A 22,382-nucleotide genomic window follows, 5' to 3' on the forward strand; every position below is an offset into this window, starting at 1 on the left:
AACGAATAGAAATAGTTTTTTATTTAATTTTATAAGATAAGCTTACCACATATTGTATGTGCTGAATATCATTTTGCCTCTGTTAAGTAATGATTTCTCGATTCTTTTTTCCCAAAGATAAAAATGATGGAACAAACAACAAATAAAATTGCCGCAATTACTATAAAATAGCTAATATGCTGGAAATATTGAATAAATACTCCTCCCAGATAAGGACCAATTAAACTGCCAACACTAAAGGCCATTCCACATAGAAGGTTTCCGGTAGGAAGAAGATTGGTTGGCACTAAATCAGTCATATAGCTAATCCCTAAAGAAAAGGTAGAACCAACTGCCATTCCAGCAAGGAAAAGACAGATAATTAAGCCGATTAAATAAGCCTCAAGTATACTGGCGAAAGAAAAGCAGGTAGTACCAATAATCAGAATCGTTACAAGTGTCCGTCTTCTGCCAAATTTATCGCTGATCATCCCTAATGGAAGCTGAAACACAATGGCTCCTATCGAAAAGGCAGTAAGTAAAAGAGAAATCTGGACAACACTTAAATCGATTCTTAATCCGTACACAGGAAAACTTGAGTTTAAGCTTGATTCTAAGAAACCATAGGCGAGCGGGGGAAGAAAAGCAATCCACGCATATTTCATGGCACTAGAGAAACGCTTCATTGTATCCAAAAAGGAATTTGTTTCTACTGTTTGTTCTGGAAAGTCATTTTTAATCCATAGTATAAAAATCCAAGCGATAAAGCACATAATAGATGAAAGAATAAAAGGCAGTGATTCATTTACTTTTACTAAAGGAGTTAATAATGGTCCAACTGCGAACCCAATCCCAAAGAATACACCGTATAGAGAAATGTTTCTTCCCCGTTTTTCTATAGGTGATGCAGTGGTTATCCAAGTTTGTGTAGCAAAATGGAGTGAATGATCGCCTATTCCAATAAACAAACGAAGAAGAAACCAAAACCAAAAAGACTTCCAAAGTGGAAAAAGTGCTAGTGACAGAATAACAACAAGACCGCCAAATACGATAACGGGTTTATATCCATATTTACGCAAAGGATATTCCATAAAAGGAGAAATAAGAAGAATCCCCATATAGAGTCCTACTGCGTTTAATCCATTTAAACTAGAAGATAGGCCATCATTTTCAAAAATGACTGCTATTAATGGCAGCAGCATTCCTTGACTAAATCCAGAAATACTGACGATGCTTATTAGTACGGCGAATTTTTTACTGTTCATAATTATACTCCCTTGTTTCTTACACTGTTGTCTATATTTAGTCTCCCTAAATGATGTTAAAGGGGAATGAACAGTATTGCAATAGATTTTTTTTGAAATAAAACTACTAATTTTCCTATCAAAAGAGAAAAACATTTTTAAGAAATTGGTTATATTTGGGCGGAGTAGCAGTATAATAAGTTTAGCCTGCAGTTGGATGGGAAATTATATGAGGGTGATAGGAGAAAGGAAGCGAGAAAAAATGGTTAATAAAATATTTACGATTGCAGCATTTATTGGGGTTCCCTTATCGATAATAGGTTCCTTATTACATTGGTCAAGTATTCTTATGTTCGTTATTTACTGTCTTACCATCATTTCGTTATCTAGTTTTATGGGCAGAGCGACAGAGAGCTTAGCGATTGTTGCTGGTCCCAGAATTGGTGGGTTATTAAATGCTACTTTTGGTAATGCGGTAGAATTGATCATTGCTATATTTGCTTTACGAGAAGGGTTAACAGAGGTAGTATTGGCATCCTTAACTGGTTCTGTGTTAGGGAACTTATTGCTTGTGGCAGGCTTGTCCTTTTTTATTGGTGGATTAAAGTATAAGAGACAGCAATTTAATGTTTATGATGCTCGTCATAATTCAGGATTATTAATATTTGCAGTCATTGTTGCATTTGTGATTCCTGAAGTATTTACGATGAATATGAATGCAGAAAAAACACTTTCTTTAAGTATCGGAATCGCTATTATTTTGATTGTATTGTATTTAGCAGCATTGTTTTTCAAACTAGTGACTCATCGTGGTGTTTATCAAGTAGAAAAAAACGGAGAGCATGGTCATGCTCATGAGGAAACTCCAGAATGGTCAGTGAAAAAAAGTATCACTATTTTGGCGATTGCAACACTGGCTGTTGCTTATGTATCTGAAAACTTAGTACATACATTTGAAGTAGTAGCAGAATCTTTTGGATGGTCTGAGCTGTTTATTGGGATTATCATTGTGGCTATCGTTGGAAATGCAGCAGAGCATGCTTCAGCTGTTGTAATGGCATATAAGAACAAGATGGATATTGCGGTTGAAATTGCTATCGGATCAACCTTGCAAATTGCCATGTTTGTCGCACCATTACTAGTTTTAGTGTCTTTGCTTTTCCCGAGTGGAATGTCATTAGTCTTCACACTGCCAGAACTTATTAGTATGGTAACAGCCGTGTTGTTAATGGTAAGTATTTCAAATGACGGAGAGACAAACTGGTTTGAGGGAGCAACCTTATTAGCTGCTTATGCAATAATGGGAATTGGATTTTACTTGCTTTAAGAAAGTAGAATATGGAGAAATAGCAAGGCCTAGCCGTTTTCTTTACAACGGCTAGGCTTTTTTGCGTGAATTCACCTTTCTTTTATATAAAATAAGTCTTTTTAAGTATTCGTTGATTTAGATATGTTGTATAGGGAATCTATCATGTCGCTTCCATCGGATCACCAACCTCTTTTCCTTTTATAGTTTGGATAAAGCTCTGATTGATGAATATTCAAAGGTTTATATTTTCCTCCTTTACAAAATATAAGCGATCTAAAATAGCTACCCTCCTTTTATTTGATGACCTTATTATACAATAATATCGGATAAATGTAAATATTCTGATTATTTATTTTTGTTAATAATGGACAAGTTTTAAGTGCCTGAGGCATATGAATGAAAGAAGTGGAAAAAGGATGTATGGAGAAAGGAGATATAAAGGTATGTCACTGTTTTATCGATGCCTTTTCTATGTTGGTGGGCTTTTTATATTAGCATTTGGGGCTACGTTAACTATTAAGGCAAATTTAGGAGCCGGCCCTTGGGATGCTCTCAATGTAGGCCTATCTCATTTAGTTGGATTAACAATAGGAAGCTGGATTGTTATAGTAGGTATCATTCTTATATTCGTCAATGCTTTGCTTTTACGCAAAAAGCCAAACTTATTGTCCCTTGCCACAGTGTTTATTCTAGGATTTTTTGTTGACTTTTGGATGGCTCATTTAGTAAATCGTTTCCATTATTTTATGTTTATGAGCCAATTAATTTTACTAATTACTGGATTAATCATTATTGGTCTAGGCATTGCCCTCTATTTGCAATCTGAATTTCCTTTAAATCCAATTGATGATTTTATGGTTACTATTCAGGAAAGATATGGCGTTAATCTTATGATTGCCAAGTTAATTGGAGAAATACTTGCTTTATTGTTTGCTTTTTTAGTAAATGGTCCCATTGGACTTGGTACATTAATTATCGCTTTTGGGCTTGGTCCTGCTATCCAATTTTTCCATCCGTACTGTTCTAAGTTAACGGGGAAATTTGTAATGAAATAGGAGGAAAGAAAAAAATTCTTTTAATAATGGATAATCTAAGCGAACTCCGAAAAAAATAACCATAGTTATGGATGATTATTTGAAGGGAGTTCAAACTTGCTATGTATAAGAAAATAACGATTGTGCTTTTATCTTTTTTCTTAATGCTTCCAATGTTAACTTATGCGGAAAAAGCAAAAGAGAAAGAAAAGGAAGAAAATGTACCGAAATCCAAGATTATTACCATACCTAATTCCGTTATGAATATAACGAAGGAAAATACGTATCCAAATCCAACACAAGATGTACCTAAACTGCAGCCTAGTGAATTAACACAACAGCTTATTAATTCTTCAAAGGTGAAAATTGATAATCCGGATTTAATTCGTATGCTGAACGAATCCACAGTGAATAGTACCCCATTTGCACTTGGATACAAAGCAATTGTTTATTTAGGACAATGGCCGCTTAACTACGAATCAACAGAAACAGCACCGAATTGGGAGTATCAGAAAGTAAATACGAATTTCTATGATAACCGTGGTGGGAAATTACCATATCAAATCCATTATGTTCAAGAATCACAGAAAACGGTAAGAGGCGGTTTAACGGCAAAGGTTCCAAATGCAGAGCAAGTAAAAAAAATGATGCTCGTAAAAGCAACCCAAAATTCAGGGTTATCTCTCGCATTTGAAACAGTGATTGGAACAGGAACAAAGAAAGATCAACTGTACAATATTCCCCCTAAAAGACTAGGGTATTTATATGGCTACGCTCCTGCTGTCAACGAAAAAGGAAAAGTGACGTATGGCGAAGTATATATGATGCTAAAAGGAAGCAAAAAATCAATTGTCGTGAAAAATGTAACTTCACAAGGAATTGGCGCTTGGATACCTGTTCAAGATCATGTTTCTTTTGGATTTATGGCAAGTGAAAGACCGAGATAAATAGATGTGGAAAGACTGACTTTGGATGTCAGTCTTTTTTGTCGGTTTTGGGGGGAAGGAATGTGGTTCGTTGGGGGATGAACGCAGAAATTGCAGGAGGGAAAGGAAAAAGTGGTGTTCATCAAGGGGATGAACGCAGAAATTGTAGGAGGGAAAGGAAAAAGTGGCGTTCATCAAGGGGATGAAAGCGGAAATTGCAGGAGGGAAAGAGAAAAGTGGTGTTCATCAAGGGGATGAACGCAGAAATTGCAGGAGGGAAAGGAAAAAGTGGTGTTCATCAAGGGGATGAAAGCGGAAATTGTAGGAGGGAAAGGAAAAAGTGGCGTTCATCAAGGGGATGAACGCAGAAATTGCAGGAGGGAAAGAGAAAAGTGGTGTTCATCAAGGAGATGAACGCCCAAAAAGCAGCATCAAGAAAAATGTCATTCATCAAGCAAGCTAACCTCAAACCCAAAATAAAAAAGTGCCCATTTTCCAATGGACACCATTTCAATTAACGACTAATCAATGCTTTTTTTGTTGTAAAATCAATATCTTGATAGTAACTATTTTTTACAAGAACATTTGGTCCAAGGCATTTGACAGCTGGGCAATGGCAGTTTAATGAACGAGCTAAATCAGTGGAAAGCCACTTTTGGAAAATATCCTCTAAATGATCTGTTTGAATATTTCCAAGTGCTGGTGTATCGCCGAAATCAGTAACGATTACATCACCAGTAAAAATATTTACGTTTAAACGAGAACGGCCATCAGGATCGTTACGAACCGTTACATTTTTGCTAGAGTAAAGGCGACTTAGTAACTGTAGGTCTTCTTCTTTGCTGTTACAAGGATAGAATGGAAGTGTACCAAATAACATCCATACATTTTTATCACGAATATCTAAAAGATGGTTAATGCTGTCTCGGATTTCATCTAATGATAAAGTTTCTAAAGTAGAAGCAAAGTCAGATGGATACATAGGGTGAATTTCATGCCTTTGACATTTCATTTCATCGACAATTTGTCGGTGGATATGTTCTAAATAGGGAAGTGTACGTTTATTCAGCATTGTTTCTGCAGAGACTACAACTCCAGCTTCGACTAGTGCTCTACTATTCGTAATGATGTTCTGAAATAGTTTGGCTCTTTGTTCGTAAGTCGGCTTTCTTGTCATCATCGCAAAACCACGTTCCGCAAATTCCTCTTCTGTGCCCCAGTTATGGGAGATATGTAGCACATCTAGATAAGGAATAACGGCTTCATAACGATCGATCCCTAGTGTTAAATTTGAATTTAATTGTGTTTTTACACCACGACTGTGTGCATATTTAAAAAGAGGAACAACATAATTTTCTACAGATCTTCTACTCATCATTGGTTCTCCGCCAGTAATGCTTAGAGACCGAAGATGAGGGATTTCATCTAGTTTTTTCAGTAATAAATCAATGGGCAATGCGTTTGGGTCTTTTGGCTGAAGTGTATAACCAACAGCACAATGCTCACAGCGCATATTACATAAAGTAGTAGTCGTAAATTCAATATTGGATAAGGTTAATTTTCCATGCTGCTCCATATCCATATAAGCTTCCCAAGGATCTATACTTGGGGTAATCCTATTTTTTTCTGTAATCATGATAAGCCCTTTTATAAAAAGAATAGTTAAACTATATCTATGTGTAAATAAGGCATAGAATGCAATTTTTATCTTTGAGGGGATAAAGTCCCCTTGTCATTATTAAAGGAAAAATCCTATCTGTCAAACGTTTTTGTTTTAAATAATTCTTTGGCGGGAAAAGAAACTTTAACGAGAAGAAGGGAGATGAATGATATGTCTAATGCAACAAAGCAAGGGAATAAAATTGTAACAGGCTTAGTAATTGGAAGTGTCATTGGTGTCACAATTTCTCTAATTGACCCAGCTACAAGAAAAAGAACGGTGCAGAAATTCGAAAGTATAAAAGATGCAAGCACTCGTTTCGTTCAGAGTTATAAAGAAAACCCTGATGAATTTAAGCAGGATTGGAAAGAAAGATTCCATAATTCTTCTGATGCGATGAGGGACATTGCTAATGACACCCAAGGATTGTACAAGCAGATTCAATCTACCGTATTAGAGCGTTCTAAAGATTTAAAAGAAATTACAGAGGATTTTAAACAACTCTATTTTCAAACAAAACGACAATGTAAACAGATCACAAAGAAAATTACTACCACAAAAGATCAAATTATTGAATCATCCGATTTAGAAGAAAAGCCACAGCTTCCAGTTGAAACAGGAGATAGGGAAGTAATGAAAAGTAATGAGACAGTACTAACAACTTGAACAAATAGTAGAAAAGAAAGGAGCATCTAGTATTTTGGCTAGATGTTTCTTTTATCTATGCATGCTAAAAAAATTATAAAAAGAACAAAAACTAGTTATACAGAGTTGAATAAATAACTAAGAACTCTGTGTAATCCATGGAAAACGCAGATTCCTTTCTTTCAAAGGTGTAAAAAGATAAAACATGTGCAAAGATAAAAAGGAAGGTTGCTGAAAGAAGGAAAATTCGTTACGATTAAAGGGTAGTTTTGAAAGGAGAGAGTATGTTGGGTAGTTCAATTACAGATAAAAATGAGCAAGTTACTTTTCTAAAAACAAGATTAAATATGTTTATGGATGTACTAGATGCGATTGATCCAGAAGAAGCGGAGTTAGAGGATATCGATCGTTTAATTCAAATGATAGATGAAATAGAATCGAAATGTAATGAGTTTAAACATAGAGATTTGTAAAAGTGTAATGCTTGGGTGAAATCATCCAAGCTTTTTTATTTATATAAGGATTTCCAGAATATTTCTGTAAACGATTGCAAATTACTTCTCTATCGTAGAAGAGAAGAGTATAATTTTTTATAGGGAGTTATTTGAGTGTAACAAAAAATTGCAAGGTTTGCTTGCGCTTTTCAATGAGGGGGAGAAGCATGTATTTTGAAAATCTGAAGAAGAGTATTTACGATTTAATTGTAGAAACATCGACCAATCTTCCAAAAGATGTGAGACGTGCGATTGCGAAGGCAACAGCGTCAGAAAATGCTGGAACGCGTTCTGCGATGAGTTTAGCGACAATTACGCAGAACATTGGAATGGCAGATAAGGAAGTCTCACCTATTTGCCAAGATACAGGGCTGCCGACTTTTAAAATTAAAACACCTGTTGCTGTTAACCAGCTAGAAATAAAAGCAGCTATTTACGAAAGTATGGAGCTTGCAACGAAGAATGGTAAGCTTAGACCGAACTCTGTTGATTCTCTTACAGGGGAAAACAGTGGAAATAATTTAGGGGCAGGGACACCTGTCATTAAGTTTGAACAGTGGGAAAAAGACTACATCGATATTCGGTTAATTTTAAAAGGTGGCGGCTGTGAAAATAAAAATATTCAATATAGTCTTCCTTGTGAATTAGAAGGACTAGGCAGAGCTGGACGCGATTTAGACGGTATTCGTAAGTGCATCTTACACTCTGTTTATCAAGCACAGGGACAGGGATGTAGTGCCGGGTTTATTGGCGTCGGAATTGGAGGGGATCGATCTGCGGGCTATGATTTGGCAAAAGAACAGCTTTTCCGCTCTGTAGATGATACAAATGCCATTCCAGAATTAGCAGTTCTCGAAGATTATATAATGGAAAATGCCAATAAATTAGGAATTGGCACGATGGGATTTGGTGGTGAAACAACACTATTAGGCTGTAAGATTGGCGTGATGAACCGTATCCCTGCAAGCTTCTTCGTATCTGTTGCGTATAATTGCTGGGCATTCCGCAGACTAGCTATTTCGATAATTCCTGATACGGGAGAAATCAAGGAATGGCAATATCAAGAAGGAGATAAAATTGACTTTAAAGCAGAGGCTAGTAAGGAAAATGAAGCGGGTACAGCAGAGGAAGTTATTATACTACAGGCACCAATCAGTGAAGAAGATATTCGTCAATTAAAAGTTGGCGATGTGGTGCAAATTAACGGCATGATGTATACAGGTAGGGATGCAATCCATAAGTATTTAAGTACAAATGATGCACCAATTGATTTAAATGGGCAGATCATTTATCACTGTGGACCAGTTATGCTGAAAGATGAGCATGGAAATTGGCAAGTTAAAGCGGCTGGACCAACAACAAGCATTCGCGAGGAGCCTTATCAGGGAGACATTATGAAAAAATTTGGCATACGTGCAGTAATCGGAAAAGGTGGTATGGGTGCCAGAACATTGAAGGCATTGGAAGAGCATGGCGGAGTATATTTAAATGCAATTGGAGGAGCAGCCCAGTACTATGCAGATTGCATGAAGTCGGTAGAAGGGGTAGATCTTATGCAGTTCGGTATCCCAGAAGCAATGTGGCATTTGAAGGTAGAAGGATTTAAAGCGGTTGTTACAATGGACTCGCATGGTAACTCTCTTCATCAAGATATTGAACTATCCTCCTTAGAGAAGTTGGCAATGTTTAAGGATAGAGTGTTTTAATAGAAGTATGGAAGGGAAAAGAAATACCGACATAATCTGCTGTATTTTTCCAAGCATTATTCCTCGAGTTTAACTAAAACTAACAGATAGTTAATCTGTTAGGAGGAAAAAAAGTGGAGAGAATGTATAAGGTTATTTTCTGCGTAATATTTTTACTTTCTATAATGACAAATGAAGTATGGGCAAATGTTTCGAATCAGCCATTACATTGGGGATTCAAAAAGGCTGTGAATGAGCAGCCGGCAGAAGCAGGCAAAGACTTGGATGACTTGCTTGAAAAGTATGGCGCTTATTATAAAGATGAGAGTGATAAAAAGGTATTGTATCTAACCTTTGATAATGGCTACGAAAATGGTTATACAGGCAAAATACTGGATGTTCTAAAAAAGGAAAAAGTGCCTGCGACTTTTTTTGTAACAGGCCACTATTTAAAGAGTGCACCTGACCTAGTGAAAAGAATGGCAGCAGAAGGCCATATTATTGGCAATCACTCTTATCATCATCCAGATTTTACCCAAATCAGTGATGAAAAGCTGAAACAAGAATTAGAAACAGTGGTTACAGAAACGGAAGCTCTAACAGGTAAAAAAGGCATGACCTATTTACGTCCGCCGCGAGGCATTTTCAGTGAACGGACTTTAAAAGTTGCGAAAGAATTAGGATATACACAAGTATTTTGGTCACTTGCCTTCGTAGATTGGAAAACGGATCAGCAAAAAGGATGGAAATATAGCTATGACAATATAATGCAACAGGTTCATCCTGGCTGTATCCTTTTGTTGCACACCGTTTCAAAAGATAATGCAGAAGCATTAGAACAAGCAATTATTGATTTGAAAAAAAGAGGTTACTCCTTTAAAAGTTTAGACGATTTAACGATAAAAAGGGAAATTGGTGAAGGCGTTATCAACTAAATACAACATACTATCCTAAATAGATTGGAACATGAGTCTATTTAGGATTTTTCCTGTTATAGCAGTACTAATTAATATAACAGCAAGCCATTCTATATAAGAAGTGTGTGCTATAATAAATAAGAAAAACAGTGATAGGTGATATTTCTTGCAAACAATATACATTCAAGGACCGTATAACTTTGATTTAGTATTAAGTCGCTTAGCATTAGACCCACTACATAACCTCCATAAAGAAGAGCGCTGGGTAAAAGTACCACTTCGTATAAAGAACAAACATATAGTTGTAAAAGTTCAAGCAACTGGCACAACTGATAATCCAACTTTTTATTTAGAGGTGGATGAGATAGATTCTTCTTCTTTACATAACCTCATCTATAAAGAAATCAGCAGAATTTTCAGGTGGGATGTATCCTTGCTTGCCATTCATGAGCATTTTCAAAAAACAAAGTTAAAGTCACTTTTCGATGAACATTATGGTACACCGATTGTGTTAGATTTTCACCCGTATAATAGTCTAATAAAATGCATTATTCATCAACAGTTAAATCTTAAATTTGCTTTTACATTAACGCAGCGTTTTGTGACTACATATGGTTTTCAAAAAGGTGGCGTCTGGTTTTATCCATTGCCAGAAACAGTAGCAAAGTTAACAGTGGCAGAATTGCGGGAACTGCAATTTAGTACGAGAAAAGCAGAGTACATTATAGATTTATCGAAAGAAATAATAAATGGCCATTTAGATATAGACAGCTTATATGAGAAGTCTGATGAACAGATTATGGAGGAGCTTATTCGCTTGCGAGGAATAGGACAATGGACCATTCAGAATGTATTGCTATTCGGTTTAGGGAGAAATAATCTTTTTCCAATCGCAGACATCGGAATTCAAAATGCGATTAAAAAGCTCTTGGAATTAGAACAAAAACCTTCAAAAGAAGAAATGGAGATAATGATGCCAGAATGGCAACCATATTTAAGCTATGCCTCTCTTTACTTATGGAGAAGTATGGAGTAGACCTTTGTCCTTATCTTTTTTTGTCTAAAGAATAACTGTGGTAAAATATAGATAAATAAGTTGAAAATAGTTTGAAACGAGGAAAGTAAATGCAGAAAAAGACACAACAAAAACAAAAGAGGCTTCTTATGGCTTCGCGAGCATTATTAGTTATTATTGGAGGATTTATTACAGGGTATGGACTAGAAGCTGTGCTTATTCCAAACGCGGTCTCTGATGGAGGCGTTACTGGTCTAAGTATCGTTGGTTCTCAGTTAACAGGATTTCCCCTTGGGATTTTGATTGGAATATTAAATATTCCCTTCGTATTTTTAGGATATAAACAGATAGGTAAAAGCTTTGCTGTATATTCCGTTATCGGCATCATATCTTTAGCTGTTAGTACAAGCTTAATGCACCATGTCCCAACAATTATTGAAGGAGACACACTGCTTATAACGGTTGTTGGAGGGATTATCATCGGTTTTGGAATGGGTTTAGCTTTACGTAACGGAGGAGCATTAGATGGAATTGATATGTTAGCGGTCTTACTTTCAAGAAAATTACCATTTGGAACAAGTGATTTAATTTTGTTTCTAAATATGTTTGTATTTATTTTTGTATCTACCGTATTTGGACTCCAAGGAGCCATTTTATCCGCTATCGCTTACTTTATTGCCTCTAAAGTAATCCACATTGTAGAAGAAGGTTTAAGTGGATCAAAAACCTTTAACATTATTACAACAGAACCTGAATTGATGGTAGAAACGATACGAGATCGTTTAGGCCGCAGTGCCACCTATACATTTGCAGTTGGAGGATACTCCAATGAACAATTTAAAGAAATTACGTGTGTAGTCAGCCGAATGGAAGAAAGAAAAATGAAAGAAATTATTCATGAATTAGATCCAACAGCATTTGTTGCCATTTACGATGTCTCCGAAGTAAAAGGCGGTAATTTTAAGAAACGAGACATTCATTAATGAATCCCATTTAATTAAAGGAAAACCTAGTTGTTTAGTAACAAAGCAACTAGGTTTTCTTTTGTTTTGCAAAAGGTTATATATGATGAAAGCAGACTATTTATTTGTTGATTTAAAATTTGTGAATGTTTTCGGAACCCCTATTATATATCCGATCTTTATCTGTATTTTTTCGCTACTTGTCAGTATTCTTTTAATTGCTATTATGTTTAGGGTGATGCAGAGAAAAGAAGTCACGGTTTAGAGATATAATATAATGCACAGGCTGTATGGTGAAAAAATATACAGCCTGTACAAGTTAAAGAATATAAATTATAGCTTCATGGAAGGACCGAAGAATTCATAATGGATATGAGTATCATTGATACCATTGTCTTTTAAGCCTTTTACAACTGTCTGTAAAAATGGAACTGGTCCACAAACATAATAATGTCCTTCTGCAACAATAGCATGTTCTTTTAGCCATTCTGTATCAATATAGCCAGCCTTCTGGAAGAAAGGATTTACTTTATCTTCCTCAGAAGGATTTTCGTATATATAGGAAAGTTGGAGGTTAGCGATTTTTTCTTTTATTCGACTTAACTCTTCGTTAAATGCTTGGACAGAACCGCTTCTTGCTGAATGGATAAAAATGACCTCTCTGTTTGGCTGTTCTTCAGCAATTGTTTCTACCATACTCATAAATGGTGTAATACCAACTCCACCACTAATAAAAACAATAGGGCTTGCTTCTTTAATTAGGGTGAAATCGCCAGCAGGAACAGTAACTTCTACCGTATCCCCAACGTTTTTATCGCTATGAAGATAATTAGATACTCTTCCATCAGGGTTTTCTGCTGAAGCTTCTTTTTTCACTGAAATTCGGAAATATTCTTTATTGCTAGCACTAGATAAGCTATATTGACGATTAAATAAGAACTTTTCTCCAGGAATCGATAAGCGGATCGTAATATATTGGCCAGCATCATATACTGGTAGAGAACTTCCATCAACAGGTGCTAAATAGAAGGATGTAATTACATCACTTTCCTTAACCTTTTTGATAATTTTAAATTCCTTATAATCGGACCAACCGCCACTTTTAGCAGCACTTTCTTCATACATTTCTTTTTCAATGTCAATAAATACTTGAGCAATTACCCCATAAGCATCTGCCCATGCTTGGATAATATCATCAGTAGCAGCGTCTCCAAGAACTTCTTTAATCGCTTTTAAAAGAAATTCACCAACGATTGGATAATGTTCTGCTTTTATCATTAAACTGCGGTGTTTGTGGGCGATTTGCTTTACAACTGGTATAATAGTCTCAAGTCGATCAATATTTTGTGCTGCTGCTAATACAGTATTAGCGAGAGCAGTTTGTTGACGTCCTTTTGCTTGATTAGCATGGTTAAAAATATTAAGCAGTTCAGGATGTGCAGCAAACATATTTTTGTAGAAAACAGTAGTTATTTGTGTACCATGGACTTGTAATACTGGTACAGTTGATTTAATAATGTCAATTGTTTTTTGTGATAGCATTTTTATAACCTTCTTTTAAAGTAATATTTTAAATACATCTTTTATGATAAAAGTCTGTCTGTATAAAAGCAATATTTTAAATACATCTTTTCCACTGTTTTTAACATGTTTAACAAAATGTTCACATTTTCACTATAAGAACCGTAAAAATAACAAAAGGAGATAGGGTTATGCGGTTAACTAATTATTCCGACTACTCTTTGAGAGTGTTAATTTATTTGGCAACGGAGGGTACGGAAAAACTTACAAATATTAAAGAAATATCCGAGGTTTATAGTATATCCAAAAATCACCTTATGAAAATTATTTATAATTTGGGGAAATTGGGATATATCGAGACGATTAGAGGGAGAAATGGAGGATTCCGTTTAGCAAAGGATCCAGCAGATATCAATATTGGCGTACTTATCCGGCAAACGGAAGAGAACTTCTACTTGGTAGAATGTTTTGAGGATAAGAATGCATGTGTGATTACCCCAGTTTGTTCTTTAAAGCATGTCTTAAATAATGCATTGGAACAGTTTTTTAAAGTATTAGACCAGTATACACTTGCAGATATCGTAGAAAATAAGGTTATGCTAAAAGACTATTTTGCTCAAAAAAGTAAAACAAGCTCAGACAATGTCTGAGCTTGTTTTATTTATCCCACTCTTAACGGACAGTAAGAAGCTTATGAATATACGAGGAAGGTAGGTGGGAGGTCAGCTGCCCGTAAAGGTCCGATTGGTTCAACTAACCATCCGTGGAGGATGAGGAAAACCCCCCACGGATGGAAGTTTCACTTTATCCCATTACTTATTCATTTGTTTCATTCTCTGCAGGTGTTTCTGTTTCAGTATCTTCCGTTTGGTCATCATTTTGGTCAGAACAACCAACTAACATTCCAGTGAATAGTAGAGCAGTCATCATTCCTAATGTTAACTTTTTGAAATTCAAAAGAATCACCTCAACAAAGTAATTTTTGGTACTACCCTAGTGTATAGAAACTTTTTTAATTTACTATTAAGCTACTACTAAAATATGTTAATCATTCTCAGGTCTTTATTCCTAAAAATCTACTATTTTATCTATTACTTCTAACTCATGAACTGTAAAAAATCTAGTTTTATATAAAATCGCACTCTTAATAGTTTTAACAATTCTTTAAGAGAAATTCACTTCTCATTAACCTTTTAAACGTGGTATCAAGTTATGCTGAAACTAAAGAGAAAAAGGAGGGGTTTTTCATGAAAGTGGAGCTTCATTGTCATACTAATATTTCTGATTGTCCGTTATCAATAGAAGAAGTTTTATCATTAGCATTTGCGCAAGATGTGAGCCATCTTGCTGTTACCAATCACGATACAACAAAGGGCCTAAAAGAAGCAATTAAACTGGGAGAGCAACTTGGTATTGAGGTCATTCCTGGAATTGAGATATCTGGTTATGATTTTGAAAGAAATAGAAGAGTGCATATTTTGGGCTATTTTATTGAACCAGGACATCATGCCATTGAAGCGGTTTGTCAGCCACTTGTGGAACAAAGGCATCAAGCGTCAAAGGAAATGGTCGAGCGTTTGATTTCTGCTGGTTACAACATTAATTGGCAACGTTGCTTAGACATAGCAGACGGAGGAACGGGAGTGTACAAGCAACATATTATGCAGGCACTTATTGAAGCAAATTATACTGATTCGATTTATGGTTCTCTTTATAAGAAAATTTTTAATCGAGGACAAAATGGGGAACAGCCTGGAATTGCATTTATCCCAATGAAATATATCGATGCTAAAACGGCAGTAAAGACTATCCTTGAAGCTGGAGGCGTCCCCGTTCTTGCCCACCCAGGACAATATGGTAATTTTGAAATGGTTCCAGGTTTGGTAAAGGCAGGATTACAGGGGATTGAAGTCTGGCATCCTTTGCATAATAAAATGCATGAAAATCAAGCAAAAATGATAGCAAATAAATTTCATTTAGTTATGACAGGTGGGGCAGATTTTCATGGAGCTTACGGAGAAAAACTTGTCTTATTAGGAAGTAAAAGCCCAGGTATCGAGGCTGTTCATGAGCTGAAATCTCGGAAGAAAATGCTTAATAGATAATACTTGCATTTATCAGTAAGGGGCTTACTGCCTGCTAAGTGGGGGATAAATTTGGTTTAAAGGGGGAAAAAGGCGAGATGTCTGAACAAGCATTGTTGGTGGATAGACTGATTTCTGATATACACGCAGGAAATTACAAGCCTAATGACAAGTTGCCATCAGAAAACGAGCTTGCTTGTTACTATCAAGTTCCAAGAATAATTGTTCGAAAGGCATATGAACGCCTACAGGAGCTAGGCTATATTTTTTCTAAACAAGGGAAAGGAAGCTATGTTCAAAATCAAAAACTGCAAATTCCACTTATTTTAACAGGAGATGTAAGCTTTAGCGAAAAAATGAGTGAGTTAAATTACAACTTTGAAACGATAAATATAACGAGTGAAATCATTTCCCATGATACTTCAATTTATCATGCACTTAAAGCAGAACCTAATGAGAGGATTTATAAAATTAGCCGTTTACGTGTAGTTGAGGACTGCCCAATTGCAATTCATACATCGTATTTATCTCAATCCACTTTTAGGAATATTGAGAGGGAAGGACAGGAGATTACTTCTATCTTTCAATATTATCAAGAGCAAGGATACATAGACTTTGAATCGATGCAAAGCCAGCTAGTTGTTGTTTTTCCGAATAAGCAGGAAAGGGAATTATTAAAATGTCCAAGTCTTGTTCCGTTAATCCAATTAGAATCTGGTTGTGTTGATCGAAAATCTGGTAAAGTTCTAGAATATTCACGGAATATTTACCGGAGCGATTGTTTCACTTATCTTATGTAAATTGTCACCATTATTGGTGGCTTTTTTTGTAAAAATGGATTTACAAAATCCAAACAAACTTTATCGTTCTTTAACATTCACTCACTTGGCAACAAGATACAGTAGAAGGGTGAAATAAAACCTATTTCGTAAAAGGGCCAGCATTCTAACATACACTTCACTTTCACTCTTTTTAGAAAAAAGGTTAAAACAAAAGACAAGCATGGAGGTCTTTAAATGAAAAGAAGACGCAGAACGGAAATTTTGATAAATGGCTCACTAGCTCTAGCGGAAAAGATGGCTAAAATGATTCATGAATATTATGAGGTGGTGGTCATACAAGAACCGGAAAATGGTCTAGTAATGATGAAAGTTCGAGAGACATCAAAAAAGACGCTGTTTTATCCAGGAGAAGTGTTTGTCACAGAATGTAAAGTCAAGGTCCACGAAAGCATCGGAATTGGCATTGTGGCAGGTGATCAACCGACGTTAGCGCACCATCTTGCGATTATCGATGCAGCATTCCAAGCAGAACTGCCTGAAACAAATGGATGGATAGAGTTGCTCGAACAAGAGGAGCAAGCCATTTTAATAAAGAAAGCGACGGAGAATAAAGCCATATTAAAAACAAAAGTCAATTTTGAAACGATGGATGTTTCTTGAGGAGGTATGAAAGGTGAAGTTAGATATTGTTCATGACTTACAATCATTTTACCGAAAATTAGTCCATGCTTATTCGAGACCAGGCCAGTTGGCAAATTTAAGGAAAGAAGCAGCTATAGTCAGGGAAGATGGAAATGAAGAATGTCCTACGCCTATCTTATTGATAGCCTTAACTTTATTTGATCAGGAAGTGACCTTTAAAGTCCTTTCTGAAAAAGCAGGAATGATTACGAAAACAATTAATCAATTAACTTATGCAAAGCAGGGAGAGATAGAGGAAGCTGATTACATTTTAGTTCTTCAAGATGCAGAAACAGGAGCGCTTAATAAGGCAATAGAAAAAGCAAAATCTGGAACTTTAAAAAATCCTCATTCATCTGCAACGATTATTATCGAAGTAACGGAAATAACGGCTGAACCTGCCCTTGAGCTTAAAGGACCAGGAATTAAAACAGTTGAATATGTGCAAGTGGAGTTAGCAGAGAATTGGATAGAGTCTAGGCAATCAAAAAATAAGGAATTCCCCCTTGGGGTCGATCTTATGTTTGTTGATCAACAGGATCAGCTATTGTCAGTGCCGCGCACAACTCAAATTAGTGAAAATAGGGTGATGGTCTAATGGGATACGTTGCTGTAAAGGGCGGAACGCTTGCAATTGAAGAGTCGATTAAGTGTCTGAAATTGGAAAGAGTGAAACAGGGAAGAACCATTGAAGTGGAAAAGATACAGGGGGGAATGAGAGGACTCATCGATCAAGTCATGTCGGAAAGTAGTCTCTATGACGAGACTTTAGCAGCTTTAGCGATTAAGCAAGCAGAGGGAAATCCAGAAGAAGCTGTATTCTTACTAAGAGCCTTCCGCTCAACCGTTCCGCGAAAACATTATGGAAGAGTAATAGAATCAAATGATATGCAGATAGAACGTCGTATTTCAGCTAGCTTTAAAGATATTCCAGGAGGACAAATTCTTGGCTCAACAACAGATTATACACATCGGCTCCTTGATATTTACTTAAAGGAAGAAACCGATCAAAGTGTTCAAGCGTGGGTGAAGGATTATTTAAAGGAAAGCTTGGAGATAGGAGAGCAAGCTAGTAAGCTTACCCTCCCAAAAGTTCTTGATTACTTAAGGAAAGAAGGCTTAATTTCCACTTGTGAGAATAATGATCAGGAACCAGATGATGTAACTAGACAAAGTCTTGCATTCCCATCGACAAGAAGTCAAAGGCTGCAAATTTTAACAAGGGGGCAAACTGGTGCAGTCACTTCCTTTGCTTATGCGGTTATTCGTGGCTATGGGGATTTGCATCCGACTGTCGGCGAACTTCGTGTCGGTAAATTGCCAGTGACAATAAATCATCCACTATCTGATGGGCAAGACGAAAATGATGCCTATTATATTGGAGAAGTCAAAGTAACAGAAGTGGAAATGCTTATGCCTGTGTTAGTGGAAAAAGAATATGGCAAAAAGGAAATGGAATTTGAAATCGGTTATGGATTATGTTTCGGTCAAAATGAAACAAAGGCAATTGCAATGGGGATTTTAGATTACTGTTTAGAACATCCAAATAAAGAATTTCCTAGTCATAATGAGGAATTTGTTCTATATCATATTGATTCTGTAGAATCATCAGGTTTTATTTCACATTTAAAAATGCCTCATTATGTCACTTTCCAATCGAAACTAGATAGTGTACGAAAGACAAAAAAGGACAAAAGACAAGAGGTGAAAAGCTAATGAACACGGCTTATAATTTTGCTTTTTTTGATGAAGGATCCAAACGTGAAATTCGGAGAGCAACCTTAAAGGCTATTGCTATTCCAGGGTATCAAGTACCGTTTGCATCGAGGGAAATGCCGATTGGCCGGGGATGGGGAACAGGTGGATTGCAGTTAACCCTCTCGCTCATTGGGAAAAGGGATGTGTTAAAGGTAATCGATCAAGGTTCTGATGAATCGGTAAACGCAGTGAATATTAAAAAGCTTGTTTCTGACACGACAGGCATTATCACTACAGATTACACAGCAGAGGCAACGTTGATCCAATCAAGACACAGAATACCGGAAGTACCGCTCACAAAAGACCAGATTCTAGTTTTACAAGTGCCTTTACCGGAACCACTTCGCTATTATGAGCCAAGTGAAAGTGAAACGAAGAAACTACATGCGGAAAAAGAGTATAGCGGTGCGTGGCTGATGTTGTTCGAGCAGATTATGAAATATGGCAGCATGACAACAGGTGCTGATCATCCCGTTCTCGTTTATGATCGCTATGTGATGGCGCCAAGCCCTATCCCACGTTTTGATAATTCAAAAATGAATGATAGTGAGGCACTGATACTATTAGGGGCTGGTCGTGAAAAGAAAGTATATGCAGTTCCTCCCTATACAAAGGTAGTCTCACTAGACTTTGAAGATTTTCCGTTTGAGCCAGAGCCCTTTGAGGACAAGCAATGTCGTTTATGCGGGTCGACTGGGGTATTTCTAGATGAGCTTGTCGATGAATTAACAGATGAAACAGTATATCAATGCAATGATACAAGCTATTGTCTTGAAAAATTAAATACGGTTGGAGTGAAATAAATGACAGGATTTGAAGTTCCGGTTTTATCCGTAAAAAATCTTAATAAACAGTATGGTCCTGGCTGCTTACATTGTAAGGATAAATCAAGTGATTCATTAGGGAAAAACTATTGCCAGGTGTGTGGAACGGTTTATGCATGCCGTGATGTTTCCTTTGAGGTCTTTCCAGGTGAAGTGCTCGGGATTGTTGGCGAAAGTGGAAGCGGGAAGTCAACGTTAATGCAATGTCTTTATTTTGACCAAGAAGTGACAGCGGGCGGTGCATTTGTCAGTAGTTATGAAAATGGCGAGAAAAATCTTTTTCAAGAGTCCTCTCAACAGCAACGTTATATCCGCAACCACATCATGGGAAAAGTTTATCAAAATCCGCTTTTAGGGTTAAGAATGAACTTCTCATCGATAGGCAACATCGCCGAAAAGCTGATAGCAGCAGGAAGTAACCATGTTGGTGTGATGGAGGATAGAGGGACAGATCTTTTGAATAAAGTGAATATTCCCGTCCATCGCCGAAAAGAAGCGCCGAAAAATTTTTCTGGCGGCATGCAGCAACGTGTACAAATTGCAAAGGCTCTTTCCAATAATCCACCCATTCTGCTGTTAGATGAAGTGACGACAGGGCTTGATCTTTCTGTCCAAGCAAGTGTTCTAGATTTGATTAAGGGCCTGCAGCGTGAACTAAGCATTAGCATTGTCCTCGTTTCACATGATTTAGGAGTGATTCGCATGCTTGCAGATCGAACACTTGTAATGTTGGAGGGCAAAGTGATTGAAGAAGGATTAACAGATCAAATATTAGAAGATCCGCAACATCCATATACACAGCAATTGGTTCATTCTCTGCTTTAAAAGGTACCCAAATTATAAATTTTAGGGGGAAATACTTTGTACGTCATTACAAATGGAAGATTGATTACCGAAGATACCGTTTTACACGGTTATGATCTTTTAATAGAAGAAGATAGAATCACAAAAATGGCACCAAAAGGCGAGATAAAGTTTGAAGAAGGAATGGAGATTATTAATGCGGAAGGAGGCTATGTTTCACCGGGATTTATTGATATTCATTCTGATTATATTGAACATATGGCAGCACCAAGACCAACCTCATTAATGAATTTTGATTTGAGTTTAAGAGAAACGGAGAAACAGCTGATTGCTCACGGAATTACAACGATGTTTCATTCTCTCTCTCTTTTTAAAGAAACCGAATATGACTATAAGCCAATAAGAGAACCAGAGAATGTCCGGAAATTTATTGATTTGATTGGACAAAGTCATAGAAGGAAGCATCTAGTTCGTCACAGATTCCATGCTAGATTTGAAATTGATAATGTAGAAGAAATCGATAATCTAAAAAATTATATAAGAGAAAATAAAGTTCATTTAGTTTCCTTTATGGACCATACACCAGGGCAAGGACAGTATCGTCATTTAGAAGTTTATCGAAAAACGGTGAAAAGCTATAACAATATTAGCGATGCATCGATTGATGTATTGATTCGCAATCATCAAATGAAAGAAAAATTATCTATAGAAGATATGAAGGAAATTGCTGCGTTAGCCCAAGAGTATCAGATTGCTATCGCCTCTCATGATGATGATACGCTTGAAAAATTGGAGCTTGTTCATAGCTTTGGTACGACTATTAGTGAATTTCCGATTACGTTAGAGGTTGCTAACAGGGCTAGAAATCTTGGGATGTTTACGACTGCTGGGGCGCCGAATGTCCTTTTAGGAGGTTCTCACAGTGGGAACTTAGGGGCTGCTGAAGCAATCCAAAATCAAGCTATTGATATTTTGTGCAGCGACTATTATCCGGCAGCCATGCTTCATGCCATCTTTACTTTAGTGAATGAATACGATATGGATCTAGCAGATATGATGAAGCTAGTTACGCTTAACCCTGCTAAAGCGGTAAAAATGGATCATGAAATTGGTTCCATTCGTGAAGGAAAGAAAGCAGATATGCTCATTATTGAAAATATAAGTGATGACTTCCCAGTAATTACAGGTGTATTTGTCGATGGGAAGCTTATTCAAAAAACAAACTATCGACTTTAACGAATAAGCAAATAAGAAAGCAGGTGAACAGATGGAAAATCTTTTAGAAATTAAAGATTTATCTAAATCGTTTGATCTCCATAATCTCGGTAAATATATTCGTGCAGTCAGTCATGTCAATATCGAATTAAAAGAGGGTGAATTTACTGGAATAACTGGCAAAAGCGGAAGTGGGAAGTCTACCATTTTAAAATGTATCTATGGAACATACCGAATTCAGAAAGGAAGCATTTGGTACGATTCTAAAAAATTCGGACCTATTAACTTAGCACAAGCTACAGAACGGCAAATGCTTTATTTAAGGAAACATGAAATTGGCTATGTATCACAATTTTTAAATGTAATGCCTAGAACGACAGCGAGACAATTAGTGCAGCAGGCAATTCTTGAAATGGGTAAAGATCAGAGCTTCGCAAAACAGGAGACAGAAATGATTCTTGCCCATTTTGAATTAGACAAGGAATTATGGGACAGCTACCCAACCACCTTTTCTGGAGGGGAAAAGCTAAGGCTTAATATTGCACGAGCGATGGTGAAAAAACCTCGCTTGCTCCTACTAGATGAGCCAACTGCAAGCCTTGACCATGACTCGAAAAGGAAGGTAAGGCTCTTAATAGAACAGCTCATGAAGGAAGGAACGACAATGGTTGGAATCTTCCATGACTTAGAGTTTATGAATCATTTATGTAATCGAGAATATAACATGCAAAATGGCGTCTTCTCCTAATTTACCTTTTTAACGAAAGCTTAAAGAATATTAATAATTCATAATATTGGGTTAATAATAGATTGATAATTAATAGATATAGTAAACGAAGGTAA

At 36.5% G+C, this 22,382-nt stretch carries 25 protein-coding genes; 21 read left to right on the forward strand and 4 right to left on the reverse strand.

Annotation, left to right across the window (positions count from 1 at the left end):
- Positions 1–68: 68 nt before the first annotated feature.
- Positions 69–1,379: an MFS transporter gene (locus tag HHU08_RS04230; RefSeq protein ID WP_169187873.1), complete on the reverse strand. Its 1,311-nt coding sequence runs from the start codon at positions 1,377–1,379 to the stop codon at positions 69–71.
- Between the two features lie 106 nt (positions 1,380–1,485).
- On the opposite strand from HHU08_RS04230, the gene cax reads away from it, so the two are divergent.
- The 5 genes from cax to HHU08_RS25390 all read left to right on the forward strand — a co-directional run bounded on the left by cax (position 1,486) and on the right by HHU08_RS25390 (position 4,955).
- Entirely contained in the window at positions 1,486–2,550 is a 1,065-nt protein-coding gene (gene cax, locus HHU08_RS04235; protein ID WP_016202307.1) for a calcium/proton exchanger, read from the forward strand.
- 425 nt (positions 2,551–2,975) lie between these two features.
- Positions 2,976–3,587 (forward strand): YczE/YyaS/YitT family protein, encoded by a 612-nt coding sequence (locus HHU08_RS04240; RefSeq protein WP_101729659.1) that lies wholly within the window; start codon positions 2,976–2,978, stop codon positions 3,585–3,587.
- A gap of 101 nt (positions 3,588–3,688) precedes the next feature.
- Positions 3,689–4,513 carry a YfkD famly protein gene (locus HHU08_RS04245; RefSeq protein ID WP_169187874.1) on the forward strand — a complete coding sequence of 275 codons (825 nt, stop codon included), beginning with the start codon at positions 3,689–3,691 and terminating at the stop codon, positions 4,511–4,513.
- Between the two features lie 163 nt (positions 4,514–4,676).
- Entirely contained in the window at positions 4,677–4,802 is a 126-nt protein-coding gene (locus tag HHU08_RS25385) for a hypothetical protein (RefSeq protein ID WP_263479807.1), read from the forward strand.
- Positions 4,803–4,832: 30 nt separating this feature from the next.
- Positions 4,833–4,955, forward strand: coding sequence for a hypothetical protein (locus tag HHU08_RS25390; RefSeq protein WP_263479806.1), 123 nt, complete (start codon positions 4,833–4,835; stop codon positions 4,953–4,955).
- A gap of 51 nt (positions 4,956–5,006) precedes the next feature.
- On the opposite strand, the gene yfkAB is transcribed toward HHU08_RS25390, so the two are convergent.
- Positions 5,007–6,128 carry a radical SAM/CxCxxxxC motif protein YfkAB gene (gene yfkAB, locus HHU08_RS04250; RefSeq protein WP_169187875.1) on the reverse strand — a complete coding sequence of 374 codons (1,122 nt, stop codon included), beginning with the start codon at positions 6,126–6,128 and terminating at the stop codon, positions 5,007–5,009.
- 195 nt (positions 6,129–6,323) lie between these two features.
- Between yfkAB and HHU08_RS04255 the strand changes: the two genes are divergently transcribed.
- From HHU08_RS04255 to HHU08_RS04280, 6 genes are all read left to right on the forward strand, one after another.
- Positions 6,324–6,818, forward strand: a complete 495-nt coding sequence (locus tag HHU08_RS04255) for a YtxH domain-containing protein (RefSeq protein ID WP_169187876.1) — start codon at positions 6,324–6,326, stop codon at positions 6,816–6,818.
- 266 nt (positions 6,819–7,084) lie between these two features.
- Positions 7,085–7,270, forward strand: coding sequence for an SE1561 family protein (locus HHU08_RS04260; RefSeq protein WP_016202312.1), 186 nt, complete (start codon positions 7,085–7,087; stop codon positions 7,268–7,270).
- A gap of 188 nt (positions 7,271–7,458) precedes the next feature.
- Positions 7,459–8,997, forward strand: a complete 1,539-nt coding sequence (locus tag HHU08_RS04265; RefSeq protein WP_169187877.1) for a fumarate hydratase — start codon at positions 7,459–7,461, stop codon at positions 8,995–8,997.
- Between the two features lie 164 nt (positions 8,998–9,161).
- Entirely contained in the window at positions 9,162–9,911 is a 750-nt protein-coding gene (gene pdaA / locus HHU08_RS04270; RefSeq protein WP_051993898.1) for a delta-lactam-biosynthetic de-N-acetylase, read from the forward strand.
- A gap of 148 nt (positions 9,912–10,059) precedes the next feature.
- Positions 10,060–10,929: a DNA-3-methyladenine glycosylase family protein gene (locus tag HHU08_RS04275; protein ID WP_169187878.1), complete on the forward strand. Its 870-nt coding sequence runs from the start codon at positions 10,060–10,062 to the stop codon at positions 10,927–10,929.
- A gap of 89 nt (positions 10,930–11,018) precedes the next feature.
- Complete coding sequence (locus HHU08_RS04280) at positions 11,019–11,891, forward strand: YitT family protein (protein WP_016202316.1); 873 nt, start codon at positions 11,019–11,021, stop codon at positions 11,889–11,891.
- A 312-nt stretch (positions 11,892–12,203) separates the two neighbouring features.
- Here the strand turns inward: HHU08_RS04280 and hmpA are convergent, their stop codons facing one another.
- A complete protein-coding gene (gene hmpA, locus HHU08_RS04285; RefSeq protein WP_016202317.1) occupies positions 12,204–13,412 on the reverse strand; it encodes an NO-inducible flavohemoprotein in 1,209 nt (402 codons plus the stop codon).
- Positions 13,413–13,582: 170 nt separating this feature from the next.
- Here hmpA and HHU08_RS04290 point away from each other — a divergent pair, with 170 nt between their 5' ends.
- Positions 13,583–14,041 (forward strand): RrF2 family transcriptional regulator, encoded by a 459-nt coding sequence (locus HHU08_RS04290; protein WP_016202318.1) that lies wholly within the window; start codon positions 13,583–13,585, stop codon positions 14,039–14,041.
- Positions 14,042–14,207: 166 nt separating this feature from the next.
- Here the strand turns inward: HHU08_RS04290 and HHU08_RS04295 are convergent, their stop codons facing one another.
- Positions 14,208–14,348, reverse strand: coding sequence for a hypothetical protein (locus HHU08_RS04295; RefSeq protein ID WP_156827767.1), 141 nt, complete (start codon positions 14,346–14,348; stop codon positions 14,208–14,210).
- Positions 14,349–14,638: 290 nt separating this feature from the next.
- Between HHU08_RS04295 and HHU08_RS04300 the strand changes: the two genes are divergently transcribed.
- From HHU08_RS04300 to HHU08_RS04340, 9 genes are all read left to right on the forward strand, one after another.
- A complete protein-coding gene (locus tag HHU08_RS04300; protein ID WP_016202319.1) occupies positions 14,639–15,496 on the forward strand; it encodes a PHP domain-containing protein in 858 nt (285 codons plus the stop codon).
- Between the two features lie 77 nt (positions 15,497–15,573).
- On the forward strand, positions 15,574–16,275 hold the full coding sequence (locus HHU08_RS04305) for a GntR family transcriptional regulator (protein ID WP_040343012.1): 702 nt from the start codon (positions 15,574–15,576) through the stop codon (positions 16,273–16,275).
- Positions 16,276–16,491: 216 nt separating this feature from the next.
- Entirely contained in the window at positions 16,492–16,917 is a 426-nt protein-coding gene (gene phnG, locus HHU08_RS04310) for a phosphonate C-P lyase system protein PhnG (protein ID WP_016202321.1), read from the forward strand.
- A gap of 13 nt (positions 16,918–16,930) precedes the next feature.
- Positions 16,931–17,536 carry a phosphonate C-P lyase system protein PhnH gene (gene phnH / locus HHU08_RS04315; RefSeq protein WP_169187879.1) on the forward strand — a complete coding sequence of 202 codons (606 nt, stop codon included), beginning with the start codon at positions 16,931–16,933 and terminating at the stop codon, positions 17,534–17,536.
- Positions 17,536–18,654 (forward strand): carbon-phosphorus lyase complex subunit PhnI, encoded by a 1,119-nt coding sequence (locus tag HHU08_RS04320; RefSeq protein ID WP_169187880.1) that lies wholly within the window; start codon positions 17,536–17,538, stop codon positions 18,652–18,654. The genes phnH and HHU08_RS04320 overlap by 1 nt, the downstream gene beginning before the upstream one ends.
- Complete coding sequence (locus tag HHU08_RS04325; protein ID WP_169187881.1) at positions 18,654–19,499, forward strand: alpha-D-ribose 1-methylphosphonate 5-phosphate C-P-lyase PhnJ; 846 nt, start codon at positions 18,654–18,656, stop codon at positions 19,497–19,499. The genes HHU08_RS04320 and HHU08_RS04325 overlap by 1 nt, the downstream gene beginning before the upstream one ends.
- Positions 19,500–20,345, forward strand: coding sequence for an ATP-binding cassette domain-containing protein (locus tag HHU08_RS04330; RefSeq protein ID WP_169187882.1), 846 nt, complete (start codon positions 19,500–19,502; stop codon positions 20,343–20,345).
- Between the two features lie 36 nt (positions 20,346–20,381).
- Positions 20,382–21,560, forward strand: coding sequence for a phosphonate metabolism protein PhnM (gene phnM, locus HHU08_RS04335; protein ID WP_169187883.1), 1,179 nt, complete (start codon positions 20,382–20,384; stop codon positions 21,558–21,560).
- 31 nt (positions 21,561–21,591) lie between these two features.
- Positions 21,592–22,287 (forward strand): phosphonate C-P lyase system protein PhnL, encoded by a 696-nt coding sequence (locus tag HHU08_RS04340; protein WP_016202327.1) that lies wholly within the window; start codon positions 21,592–21,594, stop codon positions 22,285–22,287.
- Positions 22,288–22,382: the final 95 nt, after the last annotated feature.

Source organism: Niallia alba (assembly GCF_012933555.1).
Lineage (GTDB): Bacteria > Bacillota > Bacilli > Bacillales > Cytobacillaceae > Niallia > Niallia alba.

Coding starts and splice junctions, on each gene's coding strand:
- HHU08_RS04240 (WP_101729659.1), top strand. CDS start 2,976: ATGTCACTGTTTTATCGATGCCTTTTCTATGTTGGTGGGCTTTTTATA.
- HHU08_RS04325 (WP_169187881.1), top strand. CDS start 18,654: ATGAACACGGCTTATAATTTTGCTTTTTTTGATGAAGGATCCAAACGT.
- HHU08_RS04305 (WP_040343012.1), top strand. CDS start 15,574: ATGTCTGAACAAGCATTGTTGGTGGATAGACTGATTTCTGATATACAC.
- phnG (WP_016202321.1), top strand. CDS start 16,492: ATGAAAAGAAGACGCAGAACGGAAATTTTGATAAATGGCTCACTAGCT.
- pdaA (WP_051993898.1), top strand. CDS start 9,162: ATGACAAATGAAGTATGGGCAAATGTTTCGAATCAGCCATTACATTGG.
- HHU08_RS04265 (WP_169187877.1), top strand. CDS start 7,459: ATGTATTTTGAAAATCTGAAGAAGAGTATTTACGATTTAATTGTAGAA.
- HHU08_RS04290 (WP_016202318.1), top strand. CDS start 13,583: ATGCGGTTAACTAATTATTCCGACTACTCTTTGAGAGTGTTAATTTAT.
- HHU08_RS04245 (WP_169187874.1), top strand. CDS start 3,689: ATGTATAAGAAAATAACGATTGTGCTTTTATCTTTTTTCTTAATGCTT.
- HHU08_RS04340 (WP_016202327.1), top strand. CDS start 21,592: ATGGAAAATCTTTTAGAAATTAAAGATTTATCTAAATCGTTTGATCTC.
- HHU08_RS04300 (WP_016202319.1), top strand. CDS start 14,639: ATGAAAGTGGAGCTTCATTGTCATACTAATATTTCTGATTGTCCGTTA.
- yfkAB (WP_169187875.1), bottom strand. CDS start 6,128: ATGATTACAGAAAAAAATAGGATTACCCCAAGTATAGATCCTTGGGAA.
- hmpA (WP_016202317.1), bottom strand. CDS start 13,412: ATGCTATCACAAAAAACAATTGACATTATTAAATCAACTGTACCAGTA.
- HHU08_RS04330 (WP_169187882.1), top strand. CDS start 19,500: ATGACAGGATTTGAAGTTCCGGTTTTATCCGTAAAAAATCTTAATAAA.
- HHU08_RS04255 (WP_169187876.1), top strand. CDS start 6,324: ATGTCTAATGCAACAAAGCAAGGGAATAAAATTGTAACAGGCTTAGTA.
- HHU08_RS04320 (WP_169187880.1), top strand. CDS start 17,536: ATGGGATACGTTGCTGTAAAGGGCGGAACGCTTGCAATTGAAGAGTCG.
- HHU08_RS04280 (WP_016202316.1), top strand. CDS start 11,019: ATGCAGAAAAAGACACAACAAAAACAAAAGAGGCTTCTTATGGCTTCG.
- cax (WP_016202307.1), top strand. CDS start 1,486: ATGGTTAATAAAATATTTACGATTGCAGCATTTATTGGGGTTCCCTTA.
- HHU08_RS04230 (WP_169187873.1), bottom strand. CDS start 1,379: ATGTTTTTCTCTTTTGATAGGAAAATTAGTAGTTTTATTTCAAAAAAA.